The sequence below is a fragment of the Nitrosospira sp. Nsp14 genome, from assembly GCF_900113575.1.
Classification (GTDB): domain Bacteria; phylum Pseudomonadota; class Gammaproteobacteria; order Burkholderiales; family Nitrosomonadaceae; genus Nitrosospira.
Genome location: NZ_FOPV01000013.1, coordinates 1 through 16,498, shown reverse-complemented (window position 1 = coordinate 16,498; position 16,498 = coordinate 1). Strand labels below are relative to the sequence as shown.

General features: G+C 55.7%; 12 protein-coding genes. 7 read left to right on the top strand and 5 right to left on the bottom strand.

Annotated features, from left to right (window positions below):
- Positions 1 to 152 precede the first annotated feature (152 nt).
- The 4 genes from BM022_RS09560 to BM022_RS09545 all read right to left on the bottom strand — a co-directional run bounded on the left by BM022_RS09560 (position 153) and on the right by BM022_RS09545 (position 4,366).
- Positions 153 to 581 carry an OsmC family protein gene (locus tag BM022_RS09560; RefSeq protein WP_091138844.1) on the bottom strand — a complete coding sequence of 143 codons (429 nt, stop codon included), beginning with the start codon at positions 579 to 581 and terminating at the stop codon, positions 153 to 155.
- 171 nt (positions 582 to 752) lie between these two features.
- Positions 753 to 2,552: a Na+/H+ antiporter NhaA gene (gene nhaA / locus BM022_RS09555; RefSeq protein WP_371264321.1), complete on the bottom strand. Its 1,800-nt coding sequence runs from the start codon at positions 2,550 to 2,552 to the stop codon at positions 753 to 755.
- Between the two features lie 200 nt (positions 2,553 to 2,752).
- Positions 2,753 to 3,013 (bottom strand): hypothetical protein, encoded by a 261-nt coding sequence (locus BM022_RS09550; protein ID WP_091138840.1) that lies wholly within the window; start codon positions 3,011 to 3,013, stop codon positions 2,753 to 2,755.
- 165 nt (positions 3,014 to 3,178) lie between these two features.
- Complete coding sequence (locus tag BM022_RS09545; protein WP_091138838.1) at positions 3,179 to 4,366, bottom strand: acetyltransferase domain-containing protein; 1,188 nt, start codon at positions 4,364 to 4,366, stop codon at positions 3,179 to 3,181.
- Positions 4,367 to 4,799: 433 nt separating this feature from the next.
- On the opposite strand from BM022_RS09545, the gene BM022_RS09540 reads away from it, so the two are divergent.
- A complete protein-coding gene (locus tag BM022_RS09540) occupies positions 4,800 to 5,288 on the top strand; it encodes a hypothetical protein (RefSeq protein WP_091138836.1) in 489 nt (162 codons plus the stop codon).
- On the opposite strand, the gene BM022_RS09535 is transcribed toward BM022_RS09540, so the two are convergent.
- Complete coding sequence (locus tag BM022_RS09535; protein WP_091138834.1) at positions 5,278 to 6,438, bottom strand: PEP-CTERM sorting domain-containing protein; 1,161 nt, start codon at positions 6,436 to 6,438, stop codon at positions 5,278 to 5,280. The two genes, BM022_RS09540 and BM022_RS09535, sit on opposite strands and share 11 nt — an antisense overlap.
- Positions 6,439 to 6,815: 377 nt before the next feature.
- Here BM022_RS09535 and BM022_RS09530 point away from each other — a divergent pair, with 377 nt between their 5' ends.
- The 6 genes from BM022_RS09530 to BM022_RS09500 all read left to right on the top strand — a co-directional run bounded on the left by BM022_RS09530 (position 6,816) and on the right by BM022_RS09500 (position 15,558).
- Positions 6,816 to 7,595: a calcium-binding protein gene (locus tag BM022_RS09530; RefSeq protein ID WP_091138833.1), complete on the top strand. Its 780-nt coding sequence runs from the start codon at positions 6,816 to 6,818 to the stop codon at positions 7,593 to 7,595.
- A 1,323-nt stretch (positions 7,596 to 8,918) separates the two neighbouring features.
- Positions 8,919 to 10,085, top strand: coding sequence for a PEP-CTERM sorting domain-containing protein (locus tag BM022_RS09525; RefSeq protein WP_177191683.1), 1,167 nt, complete (start codon positions 8,919 to 8,921; stop codon positions 10,083 to 10,085).
- Positions 10,086 to 11,249: 1,164 nt separating this feature from the next.
- Positions 11,250 to 12,731: an MBOAT family O-acyltransferase gene (locus tag BM022_RS09515; RefSeq protein ID WP_091138828.1), complete on the top strand. Its 1,482-nt coding sequence runs from the start codon at positions 11,250 to 11,252 to the stop codon at positions 12,729 to 12,731.
- 10 nt (positions 12,732 to 12,741) lie between these two features.
- Complete coding sequence (locus BM022_RS09510) at positions 12,742 to 14,289, top strand: alginate O-acetyltransferase AlgX-related protein (protein ID WP_091138826.1); 1,548 nt, start codon at positions 12,742 to 12,744, stop codon at positions 14,287 to 14,289.
- 313 nt (positions 14,290 to 14,602) lie between these two features.
- A complete protein-coding gene (locus BM022_RS09505) occupies positions 14,603 to 15,133 on the top strand; it encodes a DUF4142 domain-containing protein (RefSeq protein WP_091138824.1) in 531 nt (176 codons plus the stop codon).
- A 68-nt stretch (positions 15,134 to 15,201) separates the two neighbouring features.
- Complete coding sequence (locus tag BM022_RS09500) at positions 15,202 to 15,558, top strand: glyoxalase superfamily protein (protein ID WP_091138822.1); 357 nt, start codon at positions 15,202 to 15,204, stop codon at positions 15,556 to 15,558.
- Positions 15,559 to 16,498 lie beyond the last annotated feature (940 nt).

Sequence of the window (16,498 nt, the reverse complement as noted above, 5' to 3'; positions counted from 1 at the left end):
CGATTTTAACCGCAACGCGCTCAGCGCGGATTTGTTCAGCGGTTCCCCTGGGACTCTGTTGACTCTTTCGTCCCTTTCATCCTTTTTTCCCTTAGCCCCCCGCTCTCCGCCTGGAAGCGCACCGGTTGAAGCAGGGAGGAGACGGAACCAAGCTATTTTTCCAGCCGCGCGTCCATCGTGATCCTCGCCTTCAGGAGCTTCGATACCGGACACCCCTCTTTTGCCTGGTTGGCAACTTCCAGGAACCGCTCCTCGCTGGCGACGCGAATTTTGGCGACAACTTTCAGATGGCTGGCCGTTATCTCGAAACCTTCGCCTATTTTCTCAAGCGTCACCTCCGCGTGGGTTTCAATCCGGTCCGGCGTCAGGCCGGCCTGGCCCAGCATCAGGGAAAGCGCCATGGAAAAACAGGCGGCATGCGCGGCCGCGATCAATTCCTCGGGATTGGTGCCCTTGCCATCCTCAAACCGCGACTTGAACCCGTACTGCGCCTTGTCCAGCACCCCTGTCTCGGTGGAAATCGTACCGCCACCTTCCTTGATGCTGCCATTCCAGACTGCCCATGCCTTTTTGACTGTCATGATTTTTCCCCTGAATAGATGAGAGTGAGCGGATGCGATGATGCAAGCCTATGGATATTTGCATCCTTGAGTCTGTGCGCTTCCTAACGCAGGAGCAGGGGCTGGCAGTGACCGCGACGGCGACAGCGCCAATGACAGCGACAGTACAGGGGTTGGAGAACAACTCTCGACTCAGCGCGAACTGAAATTGGAGTTGGAGTTGGAATTGGGCTGGGCGCCCCACAGTATGGCGACGCCGATAAGCGCCGAGGCAATCGAACCGACAAAAATCGCGATCTTGGCGGCGGCATAATCCGTCTCGGTTGGGAAAGCCTGACTGGCAATGAAAAGCGACATGGTGAACCCGATTCCTGCCAGCGCGCCCGCCGCTGCGAGTTGGCGCCAGGAATAGGCGTGGGGCTTGGCCGCGATTCCCATCCATACCGCTGCGCCAGTGGCGGCGAAGAATCCGAGTGGCTTACCGATCACGAGCGCCGTCGCAATGCCGAGCATCAGTGCCGCATGACCCTCGAATACCTCGGTATTGATCGTCACCCCGCCGTTGGCCAGCGCAAACAGCGGCAGCACCAGGTAGCTGGATTTTGGCGCGACAATGCGCAGCATGCGCTCAGCCGGGGACTCGAGCCGGTCGTGGATGGCATCCAGCGCCTCCAGCGCGGGCTCCGAAGGACCGTATCGCATCACCTCCTTGCCGCGCTGCGTCTCTGCGGTAAGGATGGCGTCGGCCTGTATCATAAGCGCCCGGAGATTAGGTGGCGGACGGGTGGGAATAAACAATGCGAGGATAATCCCCGCCAGGCTCGCATGTATCCCGCTCTCGTGCACGCAAATCCATAAGCCCATGCCCAGGAGTATGTAGGGCGTGGCACGGTAGACGCCGCCCTCGTTCAACACCGCGAGCAGCGCGACGATGGCGATTGCGCCGGTGACGAAGCCAAATTGCAGCTCTGTGGAATAGAAGATGGCCACGACGACGATCGCGCCGATGTCGTCCACGATCGCGGCGGCGGTAAGAAAGACGCGCAGTTCCACCGGAACCCGCTTGCCCATCATGGCGATCAATGCGACCGCGAAGGCGGTGTCCGTGGCCATGGGCACGCCCCATCCCCGGGACCAGGCGCCGTCAGGGCCGCTCGGAACCAGGATCAGGTAGAGGATGGCGGGGACGACCATGCCGCCGGTGGCAGCCGCGACAGGGAGCATCGCCGCACGCGCATTGGCGAGGTGGCCAACCGTGAATTCGCGTTTGATTTCCAGGCCGACGACGAGAAAGAAGATGACCAGCAAACCATCATTGATCCAGTGGCGCAGCGAGAGAACGAACTCGGCGCCGTCAAAAACAAACCCCAGAGGCAGGTCCCAGAATTGATTGAAACCGGGTCCAAAGCCGGAATTGCTCAGCACCACGGCGATGCCGGTGGCCAATAGAAGCAGGATGCCGGTAGAGGGCGCCCACCTGGCGAAATCCAGCGCCGCCGCGTGCACGACGTGACCGAGCGACCCCAGCATCGCTTCCGAAAGCGAGTTGGCGTCCCATGGGCCATCGTAGCGCCGCCCGTTGATGAAAAAGGTCGGCGTGATGATCACGCCGCTGGCCTCTGCGCTTTCCACGTCCGCGTCCACCCGGGCTTTGGCAAACGCGAGCGCTTCGTCGTTTTGCGAGCCTCCGTTTTCCTCCAGGTTCAGCTCGGCGGCAATTGTTTGCAGATTCTCCGGTGTGAGCTGATCGGACCTCGTCATCAGCGAGACATGCATGTTCCAGAACCGCGCCGGGTCGCTGAATGATTCGATCAGCTCGGCTGCCTGCCGGGCCACATCGTTCCCTGGCAGCGGCCGATGACGGAATACATAGCGCAGGCGGCCGCCGAAGCGATTGCGTATTTCGGCGATGCGCTCGTGCGCCACGCGGGAGGAAGCGTCTGCATAACTGCCGTATTCGACCAGCGTTATTTCGGCGTCGGGGGGACCCAATACATGGTCATCTGTGTCGTCGACGGGCCGGTCGAGCCGGTTGGGTGGAGTGTCGGGTGTCACGTCAGAAATCGAACACTGCGGCGCAGCGGTTCCAGCACTGTGCGCTCGCTTTCGTGTGAGGCGCGGCCCGGTTCAGGCTTGTTTATGCGCTAATTGACTCGATTGGTTGGTTGGCTAATCGGGGGAACACGCAACTGTTAATAAATGGACAGGCTGCTCGGCGAGACGGGCGCAGACTCAAGCGCGTGGTTTTCAATGCGTTCCAGGGCCCGGGAGAGGGCATCCCTGAGCTCGCGTGCCTGCTCAGCCTGCATGACGTACGGCCTGCCGGGGTCGGCCTCCGCCAGGTTCTGCTGTCCATGCGACAGAAACGGGAAGCGGACACAAAGCAGGCCGTCGACCGGCTCGGATTTTATTTCCCATCCCGTAATGGGGAATTGAAAAAGATTGTTTTCCATGACAACTCCTGTTTTGCGAAAATTAAGAAAAGAGTCGGGACAAATAGTTTACCAAAGAGGAATGTTCAAACTTCGTTAGCTACCGCACATACAGCGGAATTAGATTGATATTGGGGATAAATCGTGCAGGAGGTAAGTTGCCTCAAGCCGTAATTAAAGCCGTTTTTATATGCACGGAGTCCACCAGCTGTCCTTGTGACGCGCCTTGACAGCAGCGAACCAGCGGGAAAGCGGGTAGAGCAGCAGGGTGACTGCGATCCAGACCAGATAGACGGCGGGCAGGCTGAACCCCCACCAGGACGGGAAAGCCTCGAAAGATGCCAGGAATGGTTCGATGTTCCGGTTCATGGCAATGGCGAAAACGATCACCAGCCCGTGTATGGCGTACAGGTGCAGGAGGTAGAAGAAGAGCGGCACGCGTCCAAAGACGATAAGCAGGCGCGATAGCGAGCCGTGCCGGGCTTGCCTATGTTCGAATATCGCCAACAGTATGAGCGTGGGTCCGAGCGTCATCAGCAGGAAGAGCAGGGAGGGGGGGTATTTGCTCGTATTCAGAAAGGACAGCAGCGTGAACAAGGCCGTTTCCTGTGAGGCCCATGGCCTCGCGTCCCCGTAGCCGTTATAGAGGCGCAAGAGGACGAAGGCAGCGATGATCGCCGTTCCCCCTGCGAGCAACCATTGTTGTCTCCTGCCTGGAGGCATCAGGAGGATGGGCCCGAAAGCATACCCTGCCGCCATGACCCCGATCCATGGAATCAGCGGAAACGAAATGGGGGAGTCGGGCACGTGGAGCACGTTGAGCAGCCATCCCTGCCATTGCAGCGAGCCGTCGAGGGCGCGGAAGCTGTCAAGCTGCAGGCCGTCCAGGAGGTTATGGGCCGCGATCATGCCGATACCGGTGCAAGCGATTGCCCATCGGGGGAGATAAACCAATGCGGCAAGCGCTACCATCGACCATCCCAGCGCCCAGATAACCCCCAGTGCCAGCTCGCTGTAATCCAGGTTGAAATTCCATGCGAGGTGAACAGCCGTTACCTCCAGAAATACCAGCCACAGACCGCGGGTGAACAGCCGGCGGGCGAGCTGCGGACGCGTGAGGCCGCGCGTGGCGGAAAGAAAAGCGCTGGTGCCTGCCAGAAAGACAAAGGCGGGTGCACAAAAGTGGGTCACCCAGCGGGTGAAAAACAGCGCTGCATCGGTGCGGGACAAATCAGTCGGAGAGAAGTTGTCAGCGGTAAAAAACCAGCGCACATGATCGAGCGCCATCAGTACCATCACCAACCCACGCAAAAGGTCCACCGACACGATGTAGGGCGTGGGCGCCGAAGTATATGGAGAGTTCGTGGTCGACATGCGTAGCCTTATTCCCTGATTCAGCCTGTTCTCTTATCCAGCTCTTCCAGGCTTGAATATTATCGCACGCGACGGCGGATGCCGGTCCCCGCAGCAGGGAAATGGCAAGCACGCCGCGCTCTGATGGCGCTGCTCCGGCATAGGCCAAGAGTGAAAAAATATGCGGAATAGCACCTCGGCCCGATACCCAAGGCGCGGAATGGTTGTATTATATTAAATGGAGGAGCAGCGTTCCTCCAAGGGTATACCTACAAGAGGGAGCCCGGCCCGGCGGCAGTACTCCTGCCGCCGGGCTTTTAGGAGCCGGTCGGGTTTTATTCCAAAAAAACCGGATCGGATGTCAAGGTTCGGCTTGATGTTGGAGGCCGCTGTTTCTTCACCCGTCGCTTGGAATTGCCTCCTAACCGCCGAGTAGCGACCATACGAGCATGGAATGCGCCAGTTTGTTATCGCCGCCAGAGCGGCAGTCGCGCAAGGTAACTGGTATGCAGCGCTTGCGATAGCGCTCACCATGCCCGACATTTGTGGCAGGATCGAGAACCCGTCAAAGAGTTCGAAGGCGCGTTTCGTGGAATGGTATGACAGGTTCTTGCTCAAGCGCTATCAGGCTAATATCGGCGCGAGTCGCACGCTCCACACTTTCCTCGGCGGCCTGGATTGTTACGCACTGCGGTGCGCGTTCTTGCACCAGGGCGAATTTGGAATTGATGACCAGCGTGTGCGGCGAGCGCTGCAATACTTCCACTTCACCGCACCGCAGCAGGGTTTCCTCGTTCATATGAACCAGATTAACAATGTTCTCCAGCTGCAAATAGATCAGTTCTGCCTGGATGTCAGCGGGGCGGTTGAAGAGTGGCTCGTTGTTGTTGCTGATGACAAGGACATTCAAGCGCGGCTGGCCAAGCTGGCGTCTATTGGTTGATGGTAGCTCGAGTTCTGCATCTTGCCATGAAACCTACCAGGCCGAGGCCGGCGAGTATCAAGGCATAGGTGGCAGGCTCGGGTATGGGGGCTATTCCGCTAAGCGAAATGATCTGCCCCGAATTGTTGATCCCTTGGGCCTCGCTTAGAGTCAGCCTGTCCGGCAGGGTTACTAACGAATTGAGATCCGTCATGCCGGTGCCGCCAGGGCCCGTGATAAAGGCGTAATGTTCGGCGCCTTCCGCCTTGGTGGAATATCCAACTACCTGACCGGCATCGTTAATGCCCGTCGCCATGCTAACGGTTCCGCCCAACGTGCCCAGATCGGTCATGCCGGCTCCATCCGGCCCAGTGATGAAGGCATGGAACTCCCCTCCAGCGGTGCGTGACCATCCTACCACCTGACCTGAGGCGTTAACGTCGGTGGCGTGGCTTTCGCTACCCCCGAGCGTGCCGAGTTTGGTTACGGTCGCCGTGTTCGGCTCCGTTATGAAGGCGTGGTGGGTAAATTCCTCGAGGGGGCTTAACGTTCCCACTGCCTGCCCGGCATCATTAATGGCGCTGGCAACCCCTTCCTGAAAACCGGTATCGAGTCTGTTCATCCCGTTGGGGCCGGTTATCAGCAGATGAGAACGAATGTTATCAGTCGAATAACCGACTACCCGCCCGGTATTGTTAATGCCAAGGCCGACGCTGTATGGGTCCCGCTGAGCACCCGCGGTCGGCAGAAACGCGGTCATTCCGGTGCCATTCGGGCCGGTGATAAAGGCCCTATTTACACAACAAAACTCGGCGTCGGATGTCCCCACCACTTGCCCGGCATTATTGATGCCATAGGCGTAGCTGTTCTCTCCTCCCAGAGTGCCGAGATCAGTCATGGATGCGCCATTCGGGCCGGTGAGAAAAGCATGAGTTTTACCTGCCGCTGTGGAAGACCACCCAACTATCTGCCTGGCGTCATTGATTGCACGTGCAAAGGTTACCGTTTCATCTCCACCGAGACTCCCGAGTCTGGTCAATCCCTCGCCATTCGGGCCCATTACCCATGAGTAGGCTTGAGCATAAGCTGCGGAACCAGAACCAAGGCCTATACTCATGGCGGCGATCGCAGCAAAGCGGCGTATTATTTCAAAATAATTTGTTTTTTTCATGGCGCAGCTCCGGTAAGGGGAATACTCTCGAGGCTTCAGAATGTTTCATTTCATATTAGCTGATGAACCTGTTTTGACAAGGACGAAGCAGCCTGCGCTCGACTGTTCCGCAGAATGGGTGACCACATCGAAACCGTTTTTTGCATCGCGAACCGTGCAAACCTTGAACGGGTCCCGCTTCACCGATGAAAAACCCGGAGACACGCCAAGGTCCACCGATCGTTGGGCTTATGGACGGGTAGGAGCTTGCCAAGCGCGCGCGGTGTGCTAAAGATTAATAGGTCAACCCCGATGCCGTGCGAGCGGCAGGCAGCGAGGGCCGGTTCAGACCGACCGGCAAGGGCGTTACACCTGTTCAACTAACGAGAGGAGGTCGCATGGCCTTTTATTTTGGAGATGAATCAAGCAACACTAAAGCCCTGGGCAATACCGCCGATTTCATGTTCGGTTTCGGCGGGGCCGACCGGTTGTCCGGCAACGGTGGTAATGATGTGATCGACGGAGGTGACGGCAACGATAGCCTGAGTGGAGGCAATGGCAACGATATCCTGGCCGGCGACGGTGACGACGATACACTGATGGGCGGCGCGGGTTATGATGGCATGGACGGGGGCAGCGGCAACGATCGGCTCGAGGGAGAGGCGGGTAACGACATACTGTTTGGGGGCGGGGGAACAGACCGGATTTCTGGCGGGAAGGACGACGACATCATCCTGGGAGGCGAAGGAAACGACAAGCTATACGGAGAAGCTGGGAATGACAGGCTGTATGGTGAAAGCGGAGATGACACCCTTAACGGCGGCAGCGGCATGGATACGCTTCACGGCGGGTCGGGGAACGACGTGTTCGACTACGACGCGCTATCCGACAGCCCGGGATTCGAGGAAACCAGCCCGGTGGTGATTCGAGACAATATTATCGGCTTCAATGGTAGGGGGAATATGGCGGGGGACCGCATTGATCTCTCCACCATAGACGCCAACCTGAACATGCCCGGCAATCAGGCGTTCAACCTGAATCAGTTGACCTATAGCGGGGGGATACTGACCGCAACTGTCATAGGCTTTGGTATCCCCGGTTCGCTCGATCTGCAGATCCATCTGGTTGGCAGTCCTCCATTGGATCTCGCGGGTCCCATCACCGACATCATTCTCTGAATAAAAAATAATTCCTTCTCAGGCCCCGCCCCGTCCCGCCGCATCGGGCGGGGCGCTCTTGGCGCGCTATGGGCGTTTCAAGGGCGCTACGTGAAGCCCTTCCTGCCCGTTTGTTCGCCGTTTCTCGATCAGCTCCATAAAGAAATAAAGAAATTAAAGGGGCGCTCTGGGGGGTCAGGTTTCCAGCCCTCGGCACGTCACCTTTCCCGACTGCGGCAATTGCCTGAAACAATCCTTCCCGCGCAACGGGGGGGCGCGGCCGGCGCCCTGCTCGGCGAATATCCGTCACACCCGCCCTGGTTAAAGCGGCTTCTGCAAGGCGGGATTCTGGCCATCGGCAGAGATCCGCACATAACCCGTTTTCGTAAATTACTCCCTCTCTCTTTGCCATGCCCTCATGCAACAGTACAAGTAGAAAAAAAATAGTCCCTTGGCATTGTTCATTCATTGTTGCAAAAGGGATCTGCTTCGCCGCGAAGCCATAGAACGTGGGCAGATGGCGTCACCTAAAGAACGCCGGGGCGGTGTCTCGGAAGGGAACTAGCTTGAGTAACAATGGTCTTCACATGGGGGGAACAAAAACTTCACAAAATCTTCACAACTTACGGCATTGCTAACCACGATGCTTCAACAGAAGGAGAAGAGGGGTGAAAATAGGAAAACTTGTTGCCATTTCATATTTCCTCGGAATGTCGATAGCGCTGGTGGCGGTACTGATGTTTTAATTCATAGAGGCTACTGTGTCGTTAGTCGAGATTTGATCTGACACTGGTTGTCAGATTTAAGTTACTGCTTTCTACACAAACCCGCCGGATTTCCCGAGGGCGACCGCTCATTGATTGCCAGTGGGTCTTTTGCCCACCGAAAGCGCCGCCTTTTTACGGCGAACATCCATTCCGGTCATTCAGGTGATTTCTACAAGCTCAACGACACAAGCTAAGCAGTGACCGAGGCGAACCGCACGCCTTGCCCTTTCTGTCGCACGCCTTGCCTTTTCTGTTTGGGCAACATCAACGATTGCTTGACAGTAGTCAGAAGAGACTATCGCTCTGCCATCTTATTAGGCGTATCTTGGCAATAGGATGAGCTGAGCTGTCTTGACCGGCCACACTCACAAACGGGGAGGTATTCCCTAAAATCACTTATTGAATTTCCTGTCGCCTTAAATGCGGTAAGACTCAGTAATTGAAAAGCGTATGTGCGGATTGCTGCAATTGGCCCCTGGATTTCTTCTTGCCTTAACAATTCAATCCATTAATTATTTTGAAAAGATGCTTCACGCTTAGCAGCACCAATGTTTTCTTTTCCTGAGGAAGATTCATCATGAAAATTACCCATAGCTCCAAGGTGCATAGTTTTATCCTCGGGGCGGCCCTGCTCGCTGGCCTCGGTTTTGTGACTCATGCCGCTGCCCAGCAAGAAGCTTCCTATTTCATTGACCTGAGCAGCAGGACAGCGATCAACCTTGGGAGTTTGGGTGGAAGTCGGACGATCGCCCGGGCGATCAACGATTCCGGGCAGGTGGTGGGAGAGTCTTATACGGCTGGAGGGGAACTCCGTGCTTTTATCACCGGCCCTAATGGGTTCGGCATGAGAGACCTTGGCACTTTAGGCGGTAATAATTACAGCAGGGCTAATGGGATCAGCGATGCTGGGCAGGTGGTGGGAGAGTCTTACACGGATGGAGGGGAACCCCATGCATTCATCACCGGCCCTGATGGGGTCGGCATGAGAGACCTTGGCACATTAAGCGGTGATAATTTCAGCAGGGCTTATGACGTCAACGAGGCGGGACAGGTGGTGGGGCAGTCTTACATGTTGCCTGGAGGGGGATCCCGTGCTTTCATCACCGGCCCCAACGGAGTGGGCATGAGAGACCTTGGCACGTTAGGCAGTAATAACACCTCAGCTTATGGCATAAACGAGATTGGACAGGTGACGGGAGAGTCTCTCACTGGATGGGAATTCCGTACGTTCATCACTGGCCCTGATGGGGTCGGCATGAGAGACCTTGGCACTTTAGGTGGTATTGCCAGCGCGGCTTTGGACATCAACGAAGCAGGGCAGGTGGTGGGAGAGTCTATCACGGCGTCGGCTGACGGGGGGTCCCATGCATTCATCGCCGGCCCTGATGGGGTCGGCATGAGAGATCTTGGCACTTTAGGCGGCGATGATTACAGCGATGCTGAGGGTATCAACGACATCGGGCAAGTGGTGGGAGAGTCTTACACGCATGGAGGGGTACGCCGCGGGGAACCCCGTGCTTTTATCACCGGCGCCGATGGGATGGGCATGACCGATCTCAATACGCTTGTCGATCTGCCGGATGGAGTTGTTCTAACTGGAGCTATGGATATCAATCATGCGGGGCACGTTATCGCCATTTCCGTTCCCATCGCCGTTATCCCTGAACCCGAATCCTACGCCATGTTTTTAGCTGGGCTGGGACTGATCGAGTTTATTGCCCGGCGCAAACGCCTGCTGGCATAAAAGTACCTGGAAACCCCGGGTATATTGAGTTGGCCGGGCCCGGCGGTGGGCGCTGAGTGAAGCAACACTCGGCTTCATTGCTGCGTGCTGCCGCGCGAAGGTTTCAAGCGCGTCAAAGCTTCGAGGTGTTCCCGAAGGTCGTTGCACTGCGGAAACTCAAGCTCAAGGAATTGGCCTGGCGGGATTGTTTGAAGAAGCCAGGGGGCGGCGGAGGTGAACTTCCACTATTCCGCCACCTCAAAAAAGGGGCCGATGCCACCTGACGAACACATGAGGGTGTGCATCGGCTAATCGACTCGTCTACTTGGGTTCGTTTGTTTTCGTAATCAAAAGAATTACTGCTTCGTAGCACTACTCAATATTTTAGACAGGTTATTCCTTGCGGCCGTCCTTTGACATGAAGAACCAAGCAACAACCGCACCGAGACCTATCACGAGGATTGCCATTTCCATGATTACCTCCTTAAGGATGTAGATGTTCAAGAATATGACTACATTAATGACCAGTACAACGTTGTACTTCCAGGTTGATCAAAAACACGTCAACAACATGACATCAGCGAGCCGAACTCCAAAAAGCCCGCCAGTATTTCGACTTTCCAGCACACGTAAAGTTCGCGCCTAAAGCGAATATTTTTTAAAAAAGATGATGCGCTACAAGGTTGTCCCTGAATAATTGTCGCCAGGACGCTTGGGACGCTTCCGCCGGACCGTCCGTTTCCATGACCGCGAAACGGTAGATCCAATCGTGAGGCGCACAACGCCCGGCGTCCCGTTCTTGCTATCCGTCTCTGTTTGCTTTTGACGCCTGCTGCTGCCCGCTGTGCCTGCTCAACGACTCTAGTCGCGACTTCGTTTGCCACCCGCGGCAGCTGCTGTCCCGGGCATTTTTTCAAGCGGGCTGGGGAACTGGGGGATAAGGATTGGATTGCGGAGCCGGCAAGAGAATCGGTCGAATCGGCCGAAAACGCTCAATCGAGCAAAGAATTTAAACCTGGGGTACAATGCGGCAGTTCAGTATCAGCGGGGCGAGCCAGCGCAGCAGGAATATGGCGAGATAGTGGGAGTTCGCATCCTTGCTGCCCGCGTCATTCGACCTCAAAAGATCCGACCTCGAATAGTCGCGCACCCGTCTATGGCTCGTTAAGGAAAACCCGCGGATAAATGATTTTTAGCTCCCCGAAATTCATCCTGCTGTTTCTGCCAATTGCCTTCCTGGGGTATTTCTACCTGAACAGGATTCGGCTGGTTCTCGCAGGAAAAGCCTGGCTGGTGGCGGTAAGCCTTTTTTTCTACGCTTACTGGAATATCGCCTATCTGCCGCTTCTCGTCGGTTCCATACTGTTCAACTTCGCCGTCGGCACCGCCCTGGCGCCAAATCCGTCTAAGCCTGCGCGATTCTCGCGCCGCCTGGTCCTCGCCTGCGGGATTATCGGCAACCTTGGCCTGCTCGGATATTTCAAGTATGCCGACTTTCTGATCGACAACATGAACGCCGCGTTCGATATCGGCTTTATTTCGCCTCACCTGCTGCTGCCACTGGGGATAAGTTTCTTCACATTTACGCAGATAGCTTATCTGGTGGACAGCTACCGCGGCGAGGCAAGGGAATACGATTTCCTCAATTATGCGCTGTTCGTCACCTTTTTCCCGCACCTCATAGCAGGTCCGATCCTGCACCACGGCGAGATGATGTCGCAGTTCAAATCGCGCTGGACCCTGGTCATGCGCTATCGGAATATTGCGCTTGGCCTGTTTATTTTCAGCATCGGCCTGTTCAAGAAAGTGGTCATTGCCGACACCTTCGCGGTGTGGGCAAACGCGGGCTTCGAGGGCGGAGAAACGCTCGATTTTTTCAGCGCCTGGGCGACCAGTCTCTCCTACACGTTCCAGCTCTATTTCGATTTCAGCGGCTATTGCGACATGGCGATCGGGTCTGCGCTCCTGTTCAACATCTGGCTGCCGATCAATTTCAATTCTCCCTACCAGGCGCTGGACATACAGGATTTCTGGCGCAGATGGCACATGACGCTCAGCCGCTACCTGCGGGATTATCTCTATATCCCCTTGGGCGGCAACCGCTGCGCCACGCCGCGCGTCTACCTGAACCTCATGGCCACTTTCATACTGGGCGGGCTGTGGCATGGCGCCAGTTGGATGTTTGTGCTATGGGGGGCCTTTCATGGCGCCGCCCTGGTCATTCATCGCGCATGGAGCGGATTCGGCCTGCGGATGCCCAAGGCAATAGCGTGGTTGCTGACGTTCAACTTCATCAACCTCACTTGGATTTTCTTTCGGGCGGATACCCCCGAGAATGCGTTGAGGGTCATCCGAGGGATGGCGGATATCGGCTCGGTCTTTGATCTGACGGCGTTGCACGTGCCTACCGACAGCCTCGTGTGGGGCGGATGGTTTTCGGATTACCTCCTGAGGTGGCTGCCCGCCGGACTTGCCGCGAACATACTCTGTTTCGTCGCCATCCTGCTCACGCTGGGGATCATTAGTCGCAAGAATTCGTTCGAGCTGATGGTCGATGCCGGCGGCCAGGGAACAGCAAAATTTTCGGGCGCGCTGGTGCTGTTCTGCATCGCCATGTATTCCAGCATGGTGACCACGAGTTCGATATTTCTTTACTTCAATTTCTAGCGGCGTCGCAATGAAAAAAAGGGTTTTTGTCTTTCTGGGCGTGGCCCTGCTTGCGCTGGCGATTGTTCCGCTGATCAATCTGTCCACGTGGAATGGCCCGAAAAAGGAAGGTCAGAAATGGTGGAGCGAATCCGTGCTCTACAACTTTGACTTCGCTTCCGCATTGCTGGGTCGGTTTTTTTATCCGCATGGGATTTCGACAAACCCCACCCAGGTATTCATCGGGAAAGATGACTGGCTCTACCTGGGTGAGCAGTACGAAAAAACGGTTACGTCGAGGCGTCATCAGCCCACGGTCCAGGACGCGGAGTTGGCCCGGATGATCGCGGGCGCAACCACATCGTGGGATCAATGGCTGAACCTGAAGGGTGTGAGCATGTTCAGGGTCATGCTCGGTCCGGACAAAAATACGGTCTACCCCGAGTTCCTGCCGGACTGGGCGCAACAGGCATCCAGGTCTACCACCGATGCATTACTGGCAAACGACAGCAAGGGGCTCTACGTTGACACCCGAAACGCATTGAGAATAGCGAAGGCGCGGTTTTCGGAATCCCTTTATTACAAGACCGATACGCACTGGAACAGTCTCGGCGCATGGGTGGCATTTCGCGCTTTTGAAGCGGAGATTGCCCGCAGCGAGCCGGGGTTGCGCCTGCTTTCCGACAACGAGGTGCGGGTTTCAAAAGTGAGCGAGCGGCAAGGGGGTGACTTGGCGAAATTCCTGAGGATGAAGGAAACCTTGCGGGATAGCGAGGTTTTGGTGGATATCCTCAGCGAGCATCCAATCGAAATCGAGCAGTATGAATTCGATACCGGCCGGCTGAAAAAAGCCGGTGGCAACCCCCAGATTCATACCGCGCGGCAACCGTTGCTGGTGAAGTCCAAACATGCCTTGAACGACAAGAAGGTGTTGTGGTTGCGTGATTCCTTCGGCACCGCGATGGCTCCGTTTATGGCGGCGACGTTTTCCGAGACGCTGCAGATTCATTATGAAACCGCTGACACCGCTTTACTGGCGCGGCTGGTAGAAACTTTCAAGCCGGACTATGTATTCGTCACGGTGGTGGAAAGGGCGGCGAGGAGAAAGCGCTTTGGCAGCGTGCCTCCGCTTATCACCTCCTCTAAAAAGCCGAGTGATTTCACCTCCGTGAGCCAGGGAATGCCTACCGGCACGCACGACCTGGTCAAGGCCCGTAACGGCGAGGCCTATCGGGTGTCGGGTGCCGATCCGTACCTGATCTTCTCCCTCGACCATCCGGTACATGCGCGAGACGCTTCGCAACTGGTGCTGGACCTGAATTGCGGAGAAAAGACGGGGCCAGTGCAGGTGCAGGTATCGTGGCATGCCGCGGGCAGGCCATTCAGCGAGGCCAACAGCGTCCGCTTCGCCGCCCAACCGGGAACAACGGCGATCAATTTGTCGCCGCTTGCGTCATGGACCCAGGCGGGGGCTGTTACGGATATCCGGGTGGATATTGATTCAGTAAACGCATGCCCGACCGTGGCCATCAATAGGCTTGAGCTGGGGAAGGATTCCCCCAGTGAGAGCGCCATTTAGAGCGTCGCCCCGGCCTGTTTTTCAGCCAGCTCACCGGGGGGGCGACCCTTCTCGTAAATCCTGCTTCGCAACACGCGCCTGATTGTTGCGTATCAAGCGCTTGCGCATCTTTCGACCGATTGTCTCGTGACTTGCGCGGCGCTTATCGGTCGGCTTATTTTTCCACTCTTTTTTCAACTCTTGTTTGAGCGGCCGCGCAAAAATTTAGAAATTTACACGAGGGGGCCCATCGGCTACGCTTAGTCCAACAATGTTCGGGAAGGTCTATTACTGCATCAAGGCAATCGTCCTCAATCGATAATAAAGGATTCACATGAAAAAATTACTCATGCTTGCGTTTGCCATGATCGCTCCGTCATTTGCGGATGTTACTGAAACAATTGCGCTGAGTGATGCGGAGATCCTCGGCGTCATACAGGCCGTGAACCAGGCCGAGATCGATTCCGGCAACATGGCCGACACCACCTCATCCAATTCAGATGTAAAGTCGTTCGCGCGGTTAATGCTCAAGGAGCATTACAACGCCTATGCAGCCCTTAAGGACCTTTCAGTTAGACAGAATATAACGCCGCAGAACAACTGGCTGAGCGATAAAGTGAAGGCTGATGAAGAAAAACATCTTGAAAGCCTCGATCGCCAGCAGCAGGGGATATTGTTTGATTTGGACTACGCAAGTCACGAGGTCGAGTTTCACGAGAAAATGCTGCGGTTGTGGGACGAGAAACTGATTCCGCAGGCCCAGAATGAAGAATTGAAGCGCTTGCTGGCGGACGTGCGCTCGGCAGTTGTGCGTCATCTCGAGGAGGCGAAGAAACTCAAGGCCTCGCTGGGGCGGAAGAAGTAACGGGCTGTTGCCGGATCGCAACGCGAACAGCATAATTCGTATACTTGGATTCGTATTAAATAATCTTCATGCGCTTATCCGCCGCCATTCCCATCTTGCGCATCTTCTCCGAAGAAAAAGCGAAGGAATTTTACGTGGATTTTCTTGGTTTCCGGCTTGAATGGGAGCACCGGTTTGGAGATAACTTTCCGCTGTATGCGCAAATAAAGCGGTCGGAATTGATAATCCACTTGAGCGAGCACCACGGCGACGCCACTCCGGGTGCGACGATTTTCGTGCCAATGGAAAATATCGAGGCGCTGTTTTCAGAGCTTCAGGCGAAGGAGTACAGGTACGCCAAGCCAGCGATCAAAGCAGTACCGTGGGGGCGAATAATGGAGATCTGGGACCCATTCGGAAACAGGCTTCGTTTCTCCGAAACCTGAAAAAGTGTTCGATTTACGCTTGTTGGGGTACGGACTCTGTAGGGGGTATAGGATAAACGGCGTTCCCCCAGTGTTGTGCCGGATTAGTGCAGTGTAACCCGACGGAAGCCACCTTCAGGGTGGCGGTTGGGGGAAGAAGTGTCGCGGCGTAACGGCGGAGATACAACTTATAACTTACTCAGTCCCTTCCGCTTTACTCGTTTGCCTCTTTCCACTTTGCTGCCGCGAGACAAACGGCTTCGCGCAGCGTTGCGCCACTGGTTTTGGTTTCGTCGCAGCACAAGGTGAAGCCGCCTCGGTATTGCGGGGTCGGGCCGCTATAGACGGCCTGGCCGCAATACTCGCTGAGCGTCGAGTATTTGCGTGTCCGAAAAATCAGGAGGGGTTGGACAGCGCTCTGTCCATGATGATTCTAAGATGCCCTTTCGTGAGCGTTTCCCCCTTGGGTTCTACCCACAATGCCAATACAGTTGTTACTGCTGAGCTGGTAATTTAAACTCATTTGTTACCGTTAATACTATTCGATAGACCCCTACCGTTTAGAACACTTAGGTGAATTACATGGCGTTGAGATTGATATGGGATTGTGCCACTGGGGGTAAATATGCGAATCATAGATGCCCGCCCAGAGAAAATCTCCCACTCAAGGTGGAGAATCTTCGCCTATCGCCTTGCTCTTCCTCCCTGGTATCTATTGCGCTAGTTCTTTCTGAGTTGCGAACGAATTCCTCCTAGAACGGATCAAGTTTTTGAAAAGACATATCAGTTGCGGGAAAATAAATAAGATTTATGTTTAGTCTTTGAGACCTAATCAAAAGCGAAAGTGAGAAATGACGGGCACAACCTGATGTGCCCCCGATAATAGTGCCAGGGGTGTTCTAGCGAAGTTCAGTTAAAAGATCAGCTTCTTTCTCTCTCACAGCCGTTGATTTCTTTTTGC